The 15,358-nt window shown below is 68.5% G+C and carries 14 protein-coding genes; 7 read left to right on the top strand and 7 right to left on the bottom strand.

What is annotated here, in order from left to right; translation table 11 throughout:
• Window positions 1-216 precede the first annotated feature (216 nt).
• Entirely contained in the window at window positions 217-666 is a 450-nt protein-coding gene (locus G205_RS02730) for an SRPBCC family protein (protein WP_152419505.1), read from the top strand.
• Between the two features lie 71 nt (window positions 667-737).
• Here the strand turns inward: G205_RS02730 and G205_RS02725 are convergent, their stop codons facing one another.
• Window positions 738-2,975, bottom strand: a complete 2,238-nt coding sequence (locus G205_RS02725; protein ID WP_009356623.1) for a S9 family peptidase — start codon at window positions 2,973-2,975, stop codon at window positions 738-740.
• Between the two features lie 168 nt (window positions 2,976-3,143).
• Between G205_RS02725 and G205_RS02720 the strand changes: the two genes are divergently transcribed.
• The 3 genes from G205_RS02720 (at window position 3,144) to G205_RS02710 (ending at window position 6,283) form a co-directional block, all read left to right on the top strand.
• Entirely contained in the window at window positions 3,144-3,707 is a 564-nt protein-coding gene (locus G205_RS02720) for a hypothetical protein (RefSeq protein WP_009356622.1), read from the top strand.
• Complete coding sequence (locus G205_RS02715; protein ID WP_235046750.1) at window positions 3,683-5,296, top strand: FAD-dependent monooxygenase; 1,614 nt, start codon at window positions 3,683-3,685, stop codon at window positions 5,294-5,296. Before G205_RS02720 ends, G205_RS02715 begins: the two co-directional genes overlap by 25 nt.
• 564 nt (window positions 5,297-5,860) lie before the next feature.
• Complete coding sequence (locus G205_RS02710; RefSeq protein WP_009356620.1) at window positions 5,861-6,283, top strand: Hsp20/alpha crystallin family protein; 423 nt, start codon at window positions 5,861-5,863, stop codon at window positions 6,281-6,283.
• Window positions 6,284-6,715: 432 nt separating this feature from the next.
• On the opposite strand, the gene G205_RS02705 is transcribed toward G205_RS02710, so the two are convergent.
• Together G205_RS02705 and G205_RS02700 are read right to left on the bottom strand one after the other, a co-directional pair.
• Entirely contained in the window at window positions 6,716-7,657 is a 942-nt protein-coding gene (locus G205_RS02705; RefSeq protein WP_052014006.1) for an NAD(P)H-hydrate dehydratase, read from the bottom strand.
• Window positions 7,626-8,411, bottom strand: a complete 786-nt coding sequence (locus tag G205_RS02700) for a histidine phosphatase family protein (protein WP_035751843.1) — start codon at window positions 8,409-8,411, stop codon at window positions 7,626-7,628. The genes G205_RS02705 and G205_RS02700 overlap by 32 nt, the downstream gene beginning before the upstream one ends.
• 149 nt (window positions 8,412-8,560) lie before the next feature.
• Here G205_RS02700 and G205_RS02695 point away from each other — a divergent pair, with 149 nt between their 5' ends.
• Together G205_RS02695 and G205_RS02690 are read left to right on the top strand one after the other, a co-directional pair.
• Complete coding sequence (locus G205_RS02695; RefSeq protein WP_009356617.1) at window positions 8,561-8,908, top strand: PadR family transcriptional regulator; 348 nt, start codon at window positions 8,561-8,563, stop codon at window positions 8,906-8,908.
• Window positions 8,909-9,090: 182 nt separating this feature from the next.
• Window positions 9,091-9,294, top strand: coding sequence for a hypothetical protein (locus G205_RS02690; RefSeq protein WP_009356616.1), 204 nt, complete (start codon window positions 9,091-9,093; stop codon window positions 9,292-9,294).
• 78 nt (window positions 9,295-9,372) lie between these two features.
• Here G205_RS02690 and G205_RS02685 read toward each other — a convergent pair whose 3' ends face one another.
• The 3 genes from G205_RS02685 to G205_RS02675 all read right to left on the bottom strand — a co-directional run bounded on the left by G205_RS02685 (window position 9,373) and on the right by G205_RS02675 (window position 13,227).
• Window positions 9,373-11,055: an alkaline phosphatase D family protein gene (locus G205_RS02685; RefSeq protein WP_009356615.1), complete on the bottom strand. Its 1,683-nt coding sequence runs from the start codon at window positions 11,053-11,055 to the stop codon at window positions 9,373-9,375.
• Window positions 11,056-11,230: 175 nt separating this feature from the next.
• A complete protein-coding gene (locus G205_RS02680) occupies window positions 11,231-12,346 on the bottom strand; it encodes an LCP family protein (RefSeq protein WP_009356614.1) in 1,116 nt (371 codons plus the stop codon).
• A 218-nt stretch (window positions 12,347-12,564) separates the two neighbouring features.
• The gene (locus tag G205_RS02675) at window positions 12,565-13,227 is read right to left on the bottom strand and encodes an arsenate reductase/protein-tyrosine-phosphatase family protein (RefSeq protein WP_009356613.1); all 663 of its coding nucleotides are present in this window, start codon (window positions 13,225-13,227) and stop codon (window positions 12,565-12,567) included.
• A gap of 143 nt (window positions 13,228-13,370) precedes the next feature.
• Between G205_RS02675 and G205_RS02670 the strand changes: the two genes are divergently transcribed.
• Window positions 13,371-14,627 (top strand): FAD-dependent oxidoreductase, encoded by a 1,257-nt coding sequence (locus tag G205_RS02670; RefSeq protein ID WP_268743655.1) that lies wholly within the window; start codon window positions 13,371-13,373, stop codon window positions 14,625-14,627.
• Between the two features lie 97 nt (window positions 14,628-14,724).
• Here the strand turns inward: G205_RS02670 and G205_RS02665 are convergent, their stop codons facing one another.
• A complete protein-coding gene (locus G205_RS02665; RefSeq protein ID WP_009356611.1) occupies window positions 14,725-15,345 on the bottom strand; it encodes a DUF305 domain-containing protein in 621 nt (206 codons plus the stop codon).
• Window positions 15,346-15,358: the final 13 nt, after the last annotated feature.

Raw genomic sequence — 15,358 nt, 5'->3', positions numbered from 1 at the left:
CGCTCCAGGCGCCGGTGGCCGGACGCTAATGGTAAGCACGGTTACCTTCATAAGGTAGCGTTCCGGCCGGGCCGCCGCCACAGGGCGGTGCATGCATCCGACAGACCGCCCTGCAGCGGCCGTTGACAGGAACTGGAGGCAGGTCCAAGCTGTCGCTGTGCCTGCATTCCTACCGGCCGGGCCGCCGGCAACAGGCGTCCCTCAGAGGAGAACCCCGTGCCTGTAGTGGAAGAAAACATCGTCGTTGCCCGGCCTCCACAGGAGGTCTTTGATTTCCTGTCGAAGTTCGAGAACCTCGCGGCCTATGACCGGTTCGTTACCGCGTCCGGGCAGGTGGGCGACGGCCCCGTGGGGCTGGGAACGCGGGGGTGGGGCTCGAACAGTTATATGGGCATGCGGTCCGACTGGACCGTCGAGTACACGGAATTCGACCCGCCCCGGCGGCTGGTGTCCCGCTCGCTGGAAGGGAAGCGCGACCTCACTGTGGCATTCAACCTGGAACCGGCCGACGGCGGCACGCGCCTTAGTGAACGTATCGAGGTCAGATCAGGGCTGGGATTCCTCGACAAGCTGCCCGACCCGCTGGTGAGCAGGATCCTGGGCTGGTCACTCCGTGGCAACCTCAAGAACCTTGCCCGGTGGCTGGCGGAGCACCCGCAGACCTGATCGCAGCCCCATCGAGTGCTCCGTAACTGCCCTTTTGGTCCTCCCAAACGGCAGTTACGGAGCAGTCGATGCTACTTCAGGCCCGCCCCGGGCAGCAGTTCGGTGGCGCCGAGGGAATCGGCGATGAACGCGTAGTCCCACGCCCGCTCGCGCCACTGCACGTACCGGCCGGAGGCGCCGCCGTGGCCGCCATCCATCTCGATCTTCATGAGGATGGGCTCGGATCCGGCGGTCCGGTTTCGCAGCTCCTGCACCCACTTGGCCGGCTCCACGTACAGCACCCGGGTGTCGTTGAAGGACGTCACCGCGGCGATTTTCGGGTAGGCCACCTCCCGCACGTTCTCGTACGGGGAGTAGGACTTCATGTACTCGTACGCCTGCGGGTCCGTGATCGGGTTGCCCCACTCCTCCCACTCAAGGGCGGACAGCGGCAGGTCCGGATCCAGGATGCTGGTGAGCGGGTCCACGAACGGCACCTGCGCCACGATGGCGGCGTACTTTTCCGGCGCCATGTTTGCCACCGCGCCCATCAGCAGGCCGCCGGCGGATCCGCCCAGCGCCGCGATCCGCGCCGGGTCCACCCAGCCCGAGCCGGCCAGCCAGTCGGTGGCGGCGATGAAGTCGGTGAAGGTGTTCTTCTTGGTGAGCTTCTTCCCGTCCTCGTACCAGTGCCGGCCCAGCTCGCCGCCGCCGCGGATGTGCGCGATCACGAACACCACGCCGCGGTCCAACAGCGAAAGGCGCGCAATGCCGAAGCCCGGGTCCATGCTCAGCTCGTAGGACCCGTACCCGTACACCAGGCCCGCCGCCGTCGAATCCTGCTTGATGCTCTTGTGCCGCAGCACGGAGAGCGGGATCCGGGTGCCGTCCGCCGCCGTCGCCCATTCCCGGGTGGCCACGTAGTTGCTGCCGTCGTAGCCGCCCAGCACCGGGCTTTCCTTCCGCAGCAGCAGCTCGCCGGCGGGCCGCTCCGGGGTGGGCAGCACGAAGTCGTAGACGCGCGACGGCGTGAAGTAGGAGGTGTAACCCAGCCGGATGACGGGGGCCTCATAGTCCGATCCGCTGACGCCCGCTGTGTAGAGCTCCTCGTCGAAGGCCGGCTCCACCGGGGCCTGCTGCGCCGGCGTGCCCAGCCCGGCCAGGCCCATCACCTGCACCCGCTCAATAGTGTCTTTCCGGATGGATACGATCAGGTGCGTGGCGGTGACGCCCGCGCCGTTGACCCGGACGTCGTCGGAATGTTCGACGACGGTCTGCCACTGCTGCTGGGCCAGCGGCTTCTCCAGCTCGGCCGGGTCCGCCAGCGAGACCATGGAGTTGATGGCACCGCGGTTGTGGGTGAGGAGGATCCGCTCGGTCTTTTGCCCGTCCGGGCCGTCCAGCAGGAACGGCTCGGCCTCGTAGAGGACCCGCTCGTTGCGTGAGATCACTGTCCGGACGGTTTCGGAGGGGTCGTCGAAGCGGAGCAGCCGGGTCTCGCTGTATTCGGAGCAGCCGATGCCGAGCACCAGGTAGCGCCGGTCTGCGGAGAGCTCAAAGCCCAGCCACATGGCGGCGTCGTCCTCCTGGTAGATCACCACGTCCTCGGTGACGGGCGTGCCCAGCACGTGCGCCTTCACCTGGTGCGGGCGCCAGGAATCGTCCACCACGGTGTAGAAGATGCGCGCGCCGTCGGGGGAGAACGAGACGCCGTAGAAGACGTTCTCGATGACGTCAGGCAGGAGTTCGCCCGTGCGGAGGTCCTTGATCCGAAGGGTGAAGCGCTCGTCGCCGGAGTTGTCCACGGCGTAGGCGTAGAGGTTGCCGTCCACGGTCACGGCCGAGCCGCCCACGGAGAAGAACGGCTTGCCCTCGGCCTCGACGTTGCCGTCCAGCAGGACTTCCTCGCCGGGGATCGCGACGCCGGGCTCTACGGCAGGCGGGGTCCAGTCGGCGGTCCTGTCCCCGGTGTCGGCGGCCTTGACCCGGCACTGGATGCCGTATTCCTTGCCCTCCACGGAGCGGCTGTAGTACCACCAGCCGTCCTTGCGGTGCGGAACGGAGAGGTCGGTTTCCTGCGTGCGGCCCTTGATCTCCTGGAAGATGGCCTCGCGCAGCGGCTCCTGGTGCGCCGTCACCGCTTCCTGGTAGGCGTTCTCGGCCTTCAGGTGCTCCACCACCTCGGCGGACTCCTTGTCCCGCAGCCACTCGTAGTTGTCCACGAAGGTGTCCCCGTGGTGTGTCCGCTCCAGGGGGACCTTCTTGGCCACGGGCGGGGTGGCGGCGGACGCGGGCGTGGTGGCGGAATCCTGCAGCGGAGTGGAGGTCATGCCTTCAATATAGCCACCGTCCCCGCCAAGGGCAGGGCGCGTTCGCTACCGGGGGAGAACCGCCGTCGTGCCTTCCCAAGCCGGCTGGAAGGGGCCAAAGACTCTGGGATCGGGCGTGCGTTTCCCGGCAGTGGAAGGACAGCGCCAGTCCGCGAAAGGGAGACAACCATGTCCTTTGATTCAGGGCCCGCACCGCGGGCCGCAGCGTGGCGGGCGGTGGCCCGCTGCGTGGGAAAAACCTGCGTGATGCTGGCCCGGAGCCAGGTGCATCTGCCCAGGAACAACGTGGGCCGGGTGCTCCGCTTCGCGGACGGCAGCACGGCACGGGTCTACCGGGAGACCGCCGTCGACCGGATCTCACCCGCCGAGCCCTGCGTCCTGGTGGTCGCCTTCAAGCTCCGGCTGGTGCGGGGCAAGGCGCACCGGTTCTTCGAGGCTGAAAGCCTGCTCAACACCCCGCTCTTCGTCGGGTTCCCGGGGTTCGTGTCCAAGCTGTGGTGCGCGCACGATACCAATGGCGCCTACCGCGGCCTCTATGAATGGGACGGTGCGGCGCGGGCCCACGACTATGCGGCTGCCCTGTGGCGCGTCCTCGAGCTTGTGAGTGTTCCCGGGTCCATCAGCTACAAGGTGCTGCCCGGCCTGCGCCGGGACGAGGTGCTCGCCGATCCTGCCCGGATGGCGGCGGCGGAAGGTGACCGGGCCTGGTGGCGGCTTCTCAGCCAGGCGTGACAGCGGGGGCAGGTACGACGGCGGCCACCGACGTCTTGGTGGTAGGGGCCGGTCCCGCCGGCCTCACCGCAGCCCTGCAGGCCCACGCGCATGGCGCCACGGTCCGCGTGGTTGACCGCCGCGCGGATCGGATCCGCCCGTCCCGGGCGATGATGCTCCATGCCCGGGCGCTTGAAGGCCTCCGCCCCCTGGGCGTCACCGACGAGCTGCTGGACCGGGCGGATACGGCTCCGGAAGCCCACATCCACCTGGGCCGCAAGGTGGTGGCCGCCAGGCTCGGCCGCGCCGACCTTCCGGACACCGCCTTTCCGCACCTGACCCTGGTCCGGCAGGCCGACGTCGAGGACGTGCTCTGGCAGGCGCTTCGGAAACGTGGGGTCCCCGTGGACTGGGGCGTCGAGTTCCGCAGGCTGGAACCGGAAGCTGCGGACGGACTTCTCCGTGCGGAGCTCCACACCGCCCGCGGGCTGGAGCAGCACCGGTGCCGGTTCCTGGCCGGGTGTGACGGGCAGTCCAGCACCGTCCGCGGCGTCCTGGGGGCCCGCTGGCGGGGCGGGCCGTACCCGGTGGAGGCGGTCCTGGCCGACCTGGAGCTGGACGGGTCCCTGGACCCGGGGCTGCTGCACGCCGCCGTCGGGACGGCCGGGCTGGCCTTCCTGTTTGCGCTGGGCGAGGGCGCCTCGTGGCGGATGCTGGCCACAAGGCCGGCAGCACCGCAGCCGGGCGCGCACTACGGGCAGCTCGGACCGCCCGTTCCGGCGGAGGAGGTGGTGCGCCTGGTCCGTGCGTCCGGACTGGAGGCCGCGGTGAGGGAGGTGCGCTGGTCCGCCCAGGTCCCGCTGCAGCACCGCATTGCCGGCACGTTCGGCAGCACCACCGTCTTCCTGGCCGGCGACGCCGCGCACGCGCATTCTCCCGCCGGCGGCCAGGGCATGAACAACGGAATCCTGGACGCGCTCAGCCTCGGCTGGCGGCTGGGGTTCGTCGCCCAGGCCGGACGGCAACTGCCCGAGCTGCTCGGGTCCTATGGGCAGGAACGCCGGCTCGCCGCGAGGCGGGTGCTTGCCCTGACGCACGTCATCTTCTTCGGGGAGGCGTCACCGCATCCTGCCGCCCGGGCCATCCGCGCACTGCTGCCGCTCTGTGCGCCGCTACTTCCGCTGGTGCTCCGCCGGCGCTGGCTCACCTCGAAAGGGATCAGGCTGCTGGCGCAGCCCTTCGTCCGGTACCGGCGCAGTCCCATTTCCGTGGACGGCACACCGCGGGCCGGCAGCTGGCCGAGGCCGGGGGACCGGCTGCCGGACGGGCCCGCGACAGTGGACGGCCGGAAGGTCCGCCTGCACGGGCTGACCGCCGTGCCCGGCATCCATATCTTCCTGGAGCGCGACGCCGGCCCGGACGTTGCGGCCGCAGTCACCGCTGCGGACGCCCGGCAGGCCCCGCTGCTCCACGTGCACCGGCTCACCAGCCACCCCGGTTCAGGGCTGGTGGCCGTACGGCCGGACGGACACATCGGCTTCCGGTGCGCGGCAGCGGATGTGCACCAGCTGCGGGACTGGCTGCGGCTGGTGGGCGCGTTGGGGGACTGAACCCGCCATCCGCCGCCGTGATGCCCTGTCACTTATGGTCCCTAAAAGAGGGTATTAGCAGCCGTAGCTGATGGGGCAACTGGCCGTGAGGGGGCCTAGTGACCTTCAGGCGGCAGGCGTATCCTGATCACGCCAGGCACATCAGCCACGCGTGAGAGGGGAAGTTTATGACCATCCCGCCAGTGCACGAACCCGAGCCGTTCCCGCCGGAACCCGGCCCCGAGCCCACACCGCCGGACCCCACCCAGCCCCAGCCCGGACATCCATCTCCCAACCCGTTCCCGGCGCCGCCGTCTCCAGGCCCGCTGCCGGTGCCCGATCCGGGGCCGGCCCCGCTCCGCCCGGACCCCACCCGGAGTTAGCAGGGACCACCCGAAAGGGGCCTTCCGCCCACTGCGGAAGGCCCCTTTTCCATGCCCCGGACAGGCCCCAAAAAGTTTGGAAAATTCCCTTCCGGACCGCTTGCGGATCTCCCTCTGCAGTGCTAAAAAATCTATATCAGCCAATACAGATCGGCTGGTACTCAAGAATAGTGTTGGACCAACTCTTACGAGGAGGGAAGCCATGTTGATGCGAACCGATCCGTTCCGCGAGCTGGACAGGCTGGCCCAGCAGGTCCTCGGAACGGCAGCGCGTCCGGCAGCCATGCCGATGGACGCTTGGCGGGAGGACAAGGAATTTGTCGTGGCCTTCGATCTGCCCGGCGTCGCGGTGGATTCAGTGGATCTGGATGTGGAACGGAATGTCCTGACGGTGCGGGCTGAACGGCCTGACGTTGCGGGCAAGGACACCGAACTGATCGCCTCCGAGAGGCCGCGCGGCGTCTTCAGCCGCCAGCTGATCCTCGGGGACACCCTGGATGTCGACAAGATCAAGGCAAGCTACGATGCCGGTGTCCTGACGCTGCGGATTCCTGTCGCCGAGAAGGCCCAGCCGCGGAAGATCGAGATCGAGACGAAGGGGGCAAAGCAGGAGATCGCGGCCTAGTTCCCTCCAAGGATCGGGACGTCGGGTTCTCTGTTGACTGCAGGATGGGGCGGGTCGCCAAGTGCACGCCACAGCGCCAGACAGCGCATCGGCAGCGTCAACCCGTACTTCCCGATACGGTGGCCCCCGGCTCCGGCCGGGGGTCGTCCAAAGTTACCGGCGGGGATGCCTTGTCCTGGTCCGCCTGCCGGTGCTAGAACAGGGTTACCGGGAGGATCCGAACGCGTTGTATCTGCCAGTTTTGGGCGGTTTGCCGTTAAGGGACGCCACAGCGCCGGTAGCGCATCGGCAGTTGCGAGTGATCCCCTCCGATACGATGGCCCCCGAGCTTCCAAGCAGGGGGCCATCACTTTGCCCGGGCTATCTGATCCCAACGCGGGGTCATTTAGCGCCCAATAATCAGCTGGAATCGGGCGGGATGTGACCCCGCGTTCAGGTGTTCAGTTCCAGCATCAGCGCGGGCAGTTCGTCGGCGAGTTCCCGGGCCAGGAACCCGAGCGGGCCCATCCTGCTGGCCAGCCGGTCGGCAGCCGCGGCGTGAAGGTGCGTTCCCCAGCAGGCGGCCTGGGCGCCGCTGGTCCCGCGCGCCCTGAGGCCGGCAATCGCCCCGGCCAGCACGTCCCCGCTGCCGGAAGTCCCCAGCCCGCCGTACCCGGTGGTGATCTTCCACAGCTCCGGTTCCCGTTTGCCCCCCGGGCTCGGCGGCTGGGCGACGATGCCCTGGCAGCTCACCACGGCGTCGAACTGCTGGGCAACCGCGGCCACGTCGCTTTCCAGGTCCCCGATGTCGCGGCCCAGCAGGATCTCCGCTTCCTTCGGATTCGGGGTCAGGATCAGCCGTCCCCGCCACGGCTCCAGCTGCTCTTCAATCTTGGTCAGGCCGCCCAGGGCGAAGGCGTCAAGCACGACGGCGGCGCCCTCCCCGTCTTTCGGCCCGCCATCGGCGGACTCCCGCTCCAGCAGGGCCCGCAGCAGCTCTTCAGCCAGGTCCGGATTGTCCAGGCCCGGGCCCACCAGGATGGCGTCCGCCCGGTCAAGGTAGGCCGAGATCCGGTCCAGCCCGTCGGCTTTCACCGATCCTTCGGCAGTCTCGGGCAGGGCGATGGCCCCGCACTCCGGCAGCGCCACCCCCACCTGCACCGCCACGGATTCGGCGACGGCGAGCGTCAGCTTCCCGGCGCCGGCGCGCAGGGCTGCGGTTCCGGCCAGCAGGGCAGCGCCGGGAGTAGCCCGCGCACCGCCGACCACCAGCACCGAGCCGCGCGAATACTTGTCCTCGCCCGGAGCCGGCAGCGGCCAGTCGCGCAGCAGCGACGGCGTGACCAGCACGGGGCCGGCGCCGTCACCGCGGGTGGACACTTGTGTCCCCTGCATGCTCGGTAACTTCCACGCCCTGCTCGGCGAGGTGGTCGGCCACGTTGAAGCTCTCCAGTGTCCATGGCCCCGCGCCGGAGGGACGCACATACCGGGTGATCGACGCGTTCAGGATGGCCGTGTCCGCGGCAAGGTCCAGGAGTTCCTGCTCGGACATGCCCTCAAGCACGTAGCGGAACAGCATGATCACGGCGTCGTGGCAGACCAGCATCACGCGGTGCCCGTTGCCCAGGTTGTTTAGCTCATTGAGGACCGAGCGGAGCCGGAGGGCCACGTCCGCCCAGGACTCACCCCCTGGCGGCCGGTAGTAGAGCTTGCCGAGCCAGGAGCGGCGCTCCACCTCATCCGGGTAGCGCTTCTCCACGCCGAGCCGGGTCAGCCGGTCCAGGATGCCTAGTTCACGGTCGCGCAGCCTTTCATCCGTGCGCACCTCCGCCGGCCAGCCCGCAGCCTCGACGGCGATCTCCGCCGTCTGCCGGGCCCGGGCGTAGGGGGAGGACACCACAGCGTCCGGCCGGAACTCCTGGGCGATCCGGGCCAGCGCGATTCCCAGGGCCTTGGCCTGTTCCTGACCTGTGCCGGACAGGTTCACGTCAGCATCGCGGGCGGGCACGTCAATGACCTCCGCCCCCGCAAGCCGGGCTTCCGTGGCAGCCACGTTGCCTTCGCTCTCGCCGTGCCGGACCAGCAGCAGTTCCACCGCCCCGGCCTCCTGTACTGCCTGTGTCAGTCCGTCGTCGTTCAAAAAGATCACCCCGTCCGCGTGCCGTGCCGAATGCAGGAACACTACCAGCGGCGTACCCACCGGGCAGGGAAAATAACCGGACGACGGCGGCCGGCCGATAGGGAAAGCACAGCTTCCAGACGGTTGTGTGACTACCTAGTCTGTGAGACTATCTAGCTATGAATCCAGAAAAGCGTTGGCCCAGCGACTGGGTCCGGGCCGCGCTTCCTGTCTGCCTCCTTCAGGCCGTGGCCACCAGCGGCGAGGCTTACGGATATCAGGTCATCCAAGTCTTGAAGGGATCCGGCATTGATGGGCTCAGCGGTGGCACGATCTATCCCGCCCTGAATCGCCTCGAACTTGATGGGTTGGTCAGCTCAGAGTGGCGGGAAGGCGAGGCGGGTCCGGGGAAGAAGTTTTATTCACTGACCGATAAGGGGCGGCAACGGCTTCAGGAATCCTCATCGGACTGGGATGCCTTCACCTCAATCATCAACAAACTCCTCCAAGCAAAGAAGGCTCACTAGATGTCATCACAGGAATACCTGAAGGCTCTGGCCTATGAGTTGCGCCAGCGGAAACATAGCGAAGACATGGTCAGCAGCACATTGCAGGAAGTCCACAGCCACCTTGCTGTAAGCGGTGAAAGCGGCGAGGAGGCCTTCGGTCAGCCGCGTGATTATGCGGCCTCCTTCCTGCGGGAACCTCTATGTCCCTCGGTGCCCGCGTTGGGCGGCTTGCCGCCGGACTCGTGATTGGGCTGCTGGGGCTGTACCTGGTGCTCCGCGGTGTGGCGGGGGTCAGCTTCGGCGTGACAGGCGCGCTCACGTACTTCGCGTCCATCCTCGTGCTGACTGCCGCGCTGGTCTTCACTGGGAAATACCTGGACAGGCGCCTCCCCGACCTCCGCTAAGAATTCCCGGGACGGAGGCGGGATGCGACGGCGGCGGCGGCAGGCTCCCGTGGTTCCCGCCGCCGCTGAAAGACAGACCTACCGCTCCGGCGTCAGCACCTTCGAGAACACCGTGGCACCGTTGGCGTTCCGCAGGCTCACGGTGAAGGCGTCGGTATCCAGCTGGACATGCCCGAAGAACTGGTTCTCGCCGTCGCGCGGTGACTCACCCGGGAAGCGGCCCGCCTTGGAGAACACCACCTCGGGCCCGAACGTGCCGTCCATCGCATTGGGACCGAAAGACCCGGCGGCGATGGGCCCGGCGACGAACTCCCAGAACGGGTCGAAGTCGGTGAATGCCGCCCGCTCGGGGGAGTAGTGGTGCGCGGCACAGTAGTGCACGTCTGCGGTCAGCCACACGGTGTTCTTCACCCGGTTCCGTTTGAACGCGCTAAGGACCCCTGCGATCTCCAGTTCGCGGCCCAGCGGAGCGCCGGCCTCGCGGTTGGCAACGCTTTCCTGGTTGACCGGACCGTCCGGCACGATGACGCCCAGGGGCATGTCCGCCGCGATCACCTTCCAGGTGGCCTTCGACGCCGAGACCTCCCGGATCAGCCAGTCCACCTGCTCCTGGCCCAGGATGCTGGTGGTGTAAGTTTCCTTGCCGTCGGTGTTCGGGGACTTGAAGGTCCGCATGTCCAGGCAGAAGATGTCCAGCTGCGGTCCGCGGGAGATCTTCCGGTAGATGCGCGCGGGCTGGTACTGGCCGCCGTCGTCGAACGTTCCCGGCCGCCACAGCGCGGCACTGTCCGCGATGGGCATGTTCTCCTGCCACGCCTGCCGGCCACGGGCGGCGAGCGTGTTGACGTCGCGCACCGTGTAGCGGGGGTCCTCCAGGATCTCCCCGGGGTACCAGTTGTTGGTGGTCTCGTGGTCGTCCCATTGGGCGATCACGGGCACGTCCGCGAACAGGGCCCGCATGTTCGCGTCCAGCGAGTTGTACCGGTGCCGGCCGCGGAACTCGGTCAGCGTCTCAGCCACCTTGGACACCTCCTCGGTCACCAGGTTCCGCCACACCTGCCCGTCCTTCTCCACCACGGTTTCGGCGATCGGGCCGTCCGCGTACACGGTGTCGCCGGAGTGGATGAAGAAGTCCGGCCGGGTCTGGTGCATGGCCCGGTAGCCGCGCATCCCGCCGATCTCCTCGTTGATGCCCCAGCCCTGCCCGGCCGTGTCGCCGGTCCAGACGAAGCTCTGCGCGGACGACGCCGGCACCTCGCCTCCGTTGCTCGTGCCGCCGGTGCGGCCCGTGCCGTTGTACGTCCCGGCGTCCGGAGCCGTGCGGAAGCTGCCGCGGACCGTCTCACTGGCCGCGCCGGCGTCGTCCTCGAAGCTGATCTCCAGCGCGAACCGCGTGTTGGACGGCAGGTTCCCGGCATGGATCTTGGTGGTGAAGTCGGACGCCTGGGTCGCCCGTGGCCCGCGGAGGGTGCGCTCAAAGGCGCCGCGCCCGCGCAGGATCGCGCCGGCGTCGTCCACTGCGCGCAGCACCGCCGTCATCCGGCCGGCACCCGACGCGCGGGACCACAGGACGGCCGAATCCGAGGTGACGTCGCCGGTGGCGATGCCGCTGGGCAGGGTGAGCCGGTTGCGGACCAGTGCGACGCCGGACCGGGTGGGTGCTGCGTACGCGGCGGCAGGCACGGAAGCCAGGGCGGCGGCCAGGACGGAGCCCTTGACGATGATGCGGCGGGAAATCTCAGTGCGGGAAGCGGAAGTCATGCCCTCAGGTTTCCGCCACCCGGCGCACAGACCTTTTCACACGGGTGAACTTGCGGTGAGCCGGGGCTTAACAGCGTGGGCGGATCCTCGCGGTGAAGCCCGGGCTCACTGCGCCGGGGCAGTCCCTGCGCGGTAAAACCCGAGTTCACTGCGCAGGGAAGCGGGCGGCTCTGGCCTAGGGCCTGGCGAACTCGGCGATCCTGCCCTCGCGCAGGGCGGCCCCCACCGCGGCGATGGCCCCGTAGTCCGGGAACAGCACCGACTGGCCGGCCACGAACCCGGACCCGGCGGTGGGCATGGTCATGGTGCCGATCGCGTTGGGGTCCAGGTTGCGGAGGCTGTACGCCAGCATGGCCACCTGTACGGGGTCGAAACCGCGGTCCACGGTGAGGCAGCAGGCGGCGAAATCCACCAGCCCGCGCACGGCGTTGACATCATTCAGCGCCCCGCCGCCCGTCAGGCGGGCCAGGATGGCGCGGAGCAGGATCTGCTGGTTGCGGACCCGCTGGAAGTCGCCGTCCGAAAACGCGTAGCGCTCGCGGGCGAACTCCAGGGCCGACTGCCCGTCCAGGTGGTTCACCCCGGCAGCGAAGACATGCTGGGTGTCGTGGGTGGACTGGAACGCGATGGGCACGTTGACGTCGATCCCGCCCAGCCCGTCAATGAGGCCGCGGAAGCCGTGGAAGTCAAGCATGAGCGTGTGGTCGATGGTGATCCCCAGCAGCGACTGCACGGTGGAGGTCTGCATGTCGATGCCCCCGTACTGGAGGGCGGCGTTGATCTTGGCGCCCCCGAAGCCCGGGATGTCCACCCAGGTGTCGCGGTTGATGGACACGATGTAAAGCGTCCGGCGGTCCGCGGGGACATGGACCACCATCAGGGTGTCGGCGCGGTGGTCGATCGCTTCGCCGGTCCTGGCCGTGTGGTCAGCCGCCTCCCGGGCACTGGCGCGGCTGTCGCTGCCGATTACCAGCACGTTCATGGGCGTGGCCGGAAGTTCAGGGATGGGTGGTGGCGGCGGGGGAGGCGGTGGCGCCGCCGGCGTTGTCTCCGTGGGGGTTGGCGTGGGAGTGGGCGTGGGGCTCGGCGACTCGGTTTGGGTCGCCGCGGGCTGCGCTTCCTGGCCGGCGCGGTTCAGGCTGATCACCGCCACCACGGCCGCGGCGACGAGCACCAGCGCCAGCAGCGCCGCGATCCAGCGCCGCCGCCCGTGCGCCACCATGCCGTGGCCTGCCGGATCCGCTCCGGAACCTGCCGCCCCGGAAGGGCCGGAACCGCCTGGAGTGCTCATGCTGCCTCCACCTCATTGTGATTGGTGGGTTTAGTGTCCGCCCGCCAGCCCCCTGCTGGCTACAAACTTGTCCAAACTGTCATCTGCCAGTTCCCGGACCGGGTCCCGCAACGGCACCGTGATCCGGGCACTTTCCATTGCGGGAATCTAGCACCGGGAAGCATGGCGGCACATCGGGGGAATCCACAGGAAAACCGCACAGAGGCACGCAGCTGCGGTTACAGCGTGTTGGCAGCCTTCCGGCGGTCGGGGGCGTGCAGGCGTGCGTGGCGGAGGATGGAGACGATGGCCGGGGCCAGCTCGTCCTCCATCTGCCGGTACACCTCGGGGGCGCGGCGGTAGGGGTCGATGACGTCGTTCTCGGCGGCGTCCGCGGGGAGCGAGAGGTGGCGCACCCCGGCCGCACGGGCCGGCAGGCCGCGCCAGAAGGCGGTGTTGGCAGCCAGGGGATCGCCGCCGTCGGGCATGTCCGAAGCAGCGGCGGGCGGCTGGGAGGAGGCGTCCCGCTCGTCCAGCACGTCGAGCATGCGGGCGAACTCGCGGATGGTGAAGGTCCGCTTCAACAGGGACGCGTCCAGCTGCAGCACCTCCCCGCGATGGCCGGAGGTCATGGTGAGCACCAGGTCGACGCCGCGGAGGATTTTCTGGGTGAGCTGGCGGGCCGCAAAGCCCTCCGGGTCGCCGCCGAAGGTCCGCACGATGTCCGCGGAGAGAGGCTGGATGGGGTCGCCCACCATGGCCCGGGTTCCGGCGCTGGCCACCTCGAAACCGCCGGGCAGCACCTGGTCCAGCCCTGCCTGCAGCAGCCGTTCGGCCACGGGGGAGCGGCAGATGTTGCCGGTGCAGACGGTGAGGATTCGTACTGGTGCGGATGTGTCCAAGGAGATGTCCCTCTTCCCAGCTGGTGGACGGACGTTCAGCCCGTGCCTTTCAACTTAACACGCAACACCCCGGGACCCGCACTACCCATCCCGGCCCGCTGCCGCCACCATGGAAGCAGCCCGGGAAACGGAGAGGGGACGACGTGACTGCAGAGACGTCGGAACATGATTGCGTGATCGCCGGCGGCGGACCGGCCGGCATGGTGCTCGGCTACCTGCTCGCGCGGGCAGGCCTGAAGGTGGCCGTGCTGGAGAAGCACGGCGACTTCTTCCGCGATTTCCGCGGCGACACCGTCCACCCCTCAACCGTGACCCTGCTGGGGGAACTCGGGCTGCGGGAAAAGTTCCTGCAGCTGCCGCTGACCAGGCTGTCCACGATGGACGCGGTGGTGGATGGCAAGCGATTCACCCTCGTCGACTTCCACAGCCTTCGGGGCCCGGACAACTTCCTGGTCCTCGCCCCGCAGTGGGACTTCCTCAACTTCCTGGCCGGCGAGGCTGCGGCGTTCCCCACCTTCGAACTGCACATGGAGACCGAGGCCACCGGACTCATCATGGAGCAGGACCAGGTGCGGGGCGTCCGGGCAACAGGGCCCGACGGCGGACGGGAGTTCCGCGCGACGCTCACCGTCGCTGCCGACGGGCGTGCCTCGGTGCTCCGGGCGGCGGCGGGACTGGTCCCCGACGAGTACGGTGTGCCCATCGATGTGCTCTGGTTCGGCCTGCCCAAGCCGCCCGACCCGCCGCCGGTAACCCTCGCCTACGTCTCGTCACGGGGCATGGTCCTCACGATCGACCGCGGCGACAGGTACCAGTCGGGCATGGTCATCGAAAAGGGCGGGTTCGACGGGCTGGAAAAGGCGGGGCTCGGTGCGCTCCGGGACCGGATCACGTACGCGGCACCCTTCCTCAAGACCGTTGTCGGCACGCTGCAGGACTGGGACCAGGTCAAGCTCCTGTCCGTCCGGATCAATAGGCTGCGGCGCTGGCACCGCCCCGGGTTCATTGCCATCGGCGATGCCGCGCATGCGATGTCCCCGATGTTCGGCGTGGGCGTGAACTTCGCGATCCAGGATGCGGTGGCACTGGCCAACGCCATTGCGGCAGACCTTGCCGTCGGCACCGCACCGCCGGAGAAGCTCGCCGCCGTCCAGCGCCGGCGCGAGATGCCGGTCAAGATCATGCAGCGGCTCCAGCGCGGCGGGCACCGGGTGCTTGCCAGGGCCACCAGCGGCAGCCGGGTTGCGCCCCGCTGGCTGCCTCCTGTCCTCCGGCTCGCCTCACCGGTGCTGCGGCGCGTGACCGCCCGGTTCGTGGGCGTCGGGATCCGCCCCGAGCATGTGAAGCCGGCGGCACCCAAAGCCAGGCGCCGCCGGCCAAACCAACGCTCTCTCACCTAACGCCATTCTCGAAGGCACGCTCTCTCACTTTCCTCAGGAAAGTGAGAGAGCGTCGGCCGATGGGGTGCGGTAAGTGAGAGAGCGTCGCCGGGGAGGGTCAGAGTTTGCCGAGCAGCTCCTTCATCTCGGTGATCTCGGCTTCCTGGGCGGCGATGATGTCGCGGGCCAGCTGGATGGACGCCGCGTTCTTGCCGGCACCGATTTCCTGCTGGGCCATGTCGACGGCGCCCTCGTGGTGCTTAATCATGTGTTCGAGGAAGAGCCGGACGGCGTCGGTCCCCTCGGCGGCCTTGAATTTCTCGATGCCTTCGGCGTCCACCATGCCGCTCATGCCGTGCCCGGAGTGGTCCGACATCATGGTGGGCACGTTCCAGCTTTCCAGCCAGCCGGTCATGGTCTCGATCTCGGGCGCCTGGGCCTCCTTGATCCTGGTGGCCAGGGCCGTGACCTCGGCCGGGACGTCCTGCTTGGCCAGGATGATGTCACTCATCTCCACGGCCTGGGCGTGGTGCGGAATCATCATCTGTGAGAACGCGATGTCCGCCTGGTTATGGTCGGCGCTGGCGTCCGGCATCATGCTGGACATCGGCGCGGAGCTGCCGTGATCCATGGGCATGGTGTTTCCGCCGGAGCTTCCGGAGCCGGCCGCGCAGCCGGCAAGGCCGAGCGAGGCTGCCAGGGCAGCGGCGAGGGAGAGGGTCTTGATCTTGCTGTTCATGAAGATTGTCCTT

It is taken from the genome of Arthrobacter nitrophenolicus (genome assembly GCF_000332815.1).
Lineage (GTDB): Bacteria > Actinomycetota > Actinomycetes > Actinomycetales > Micrococcaceae > Arthrobacter > Arthrobacter nitrophenolicus.
Note: the sequence above shows the minus strand (reverse complement) of the source record. Positions and strands in the feature narration are given on the sequence as shown.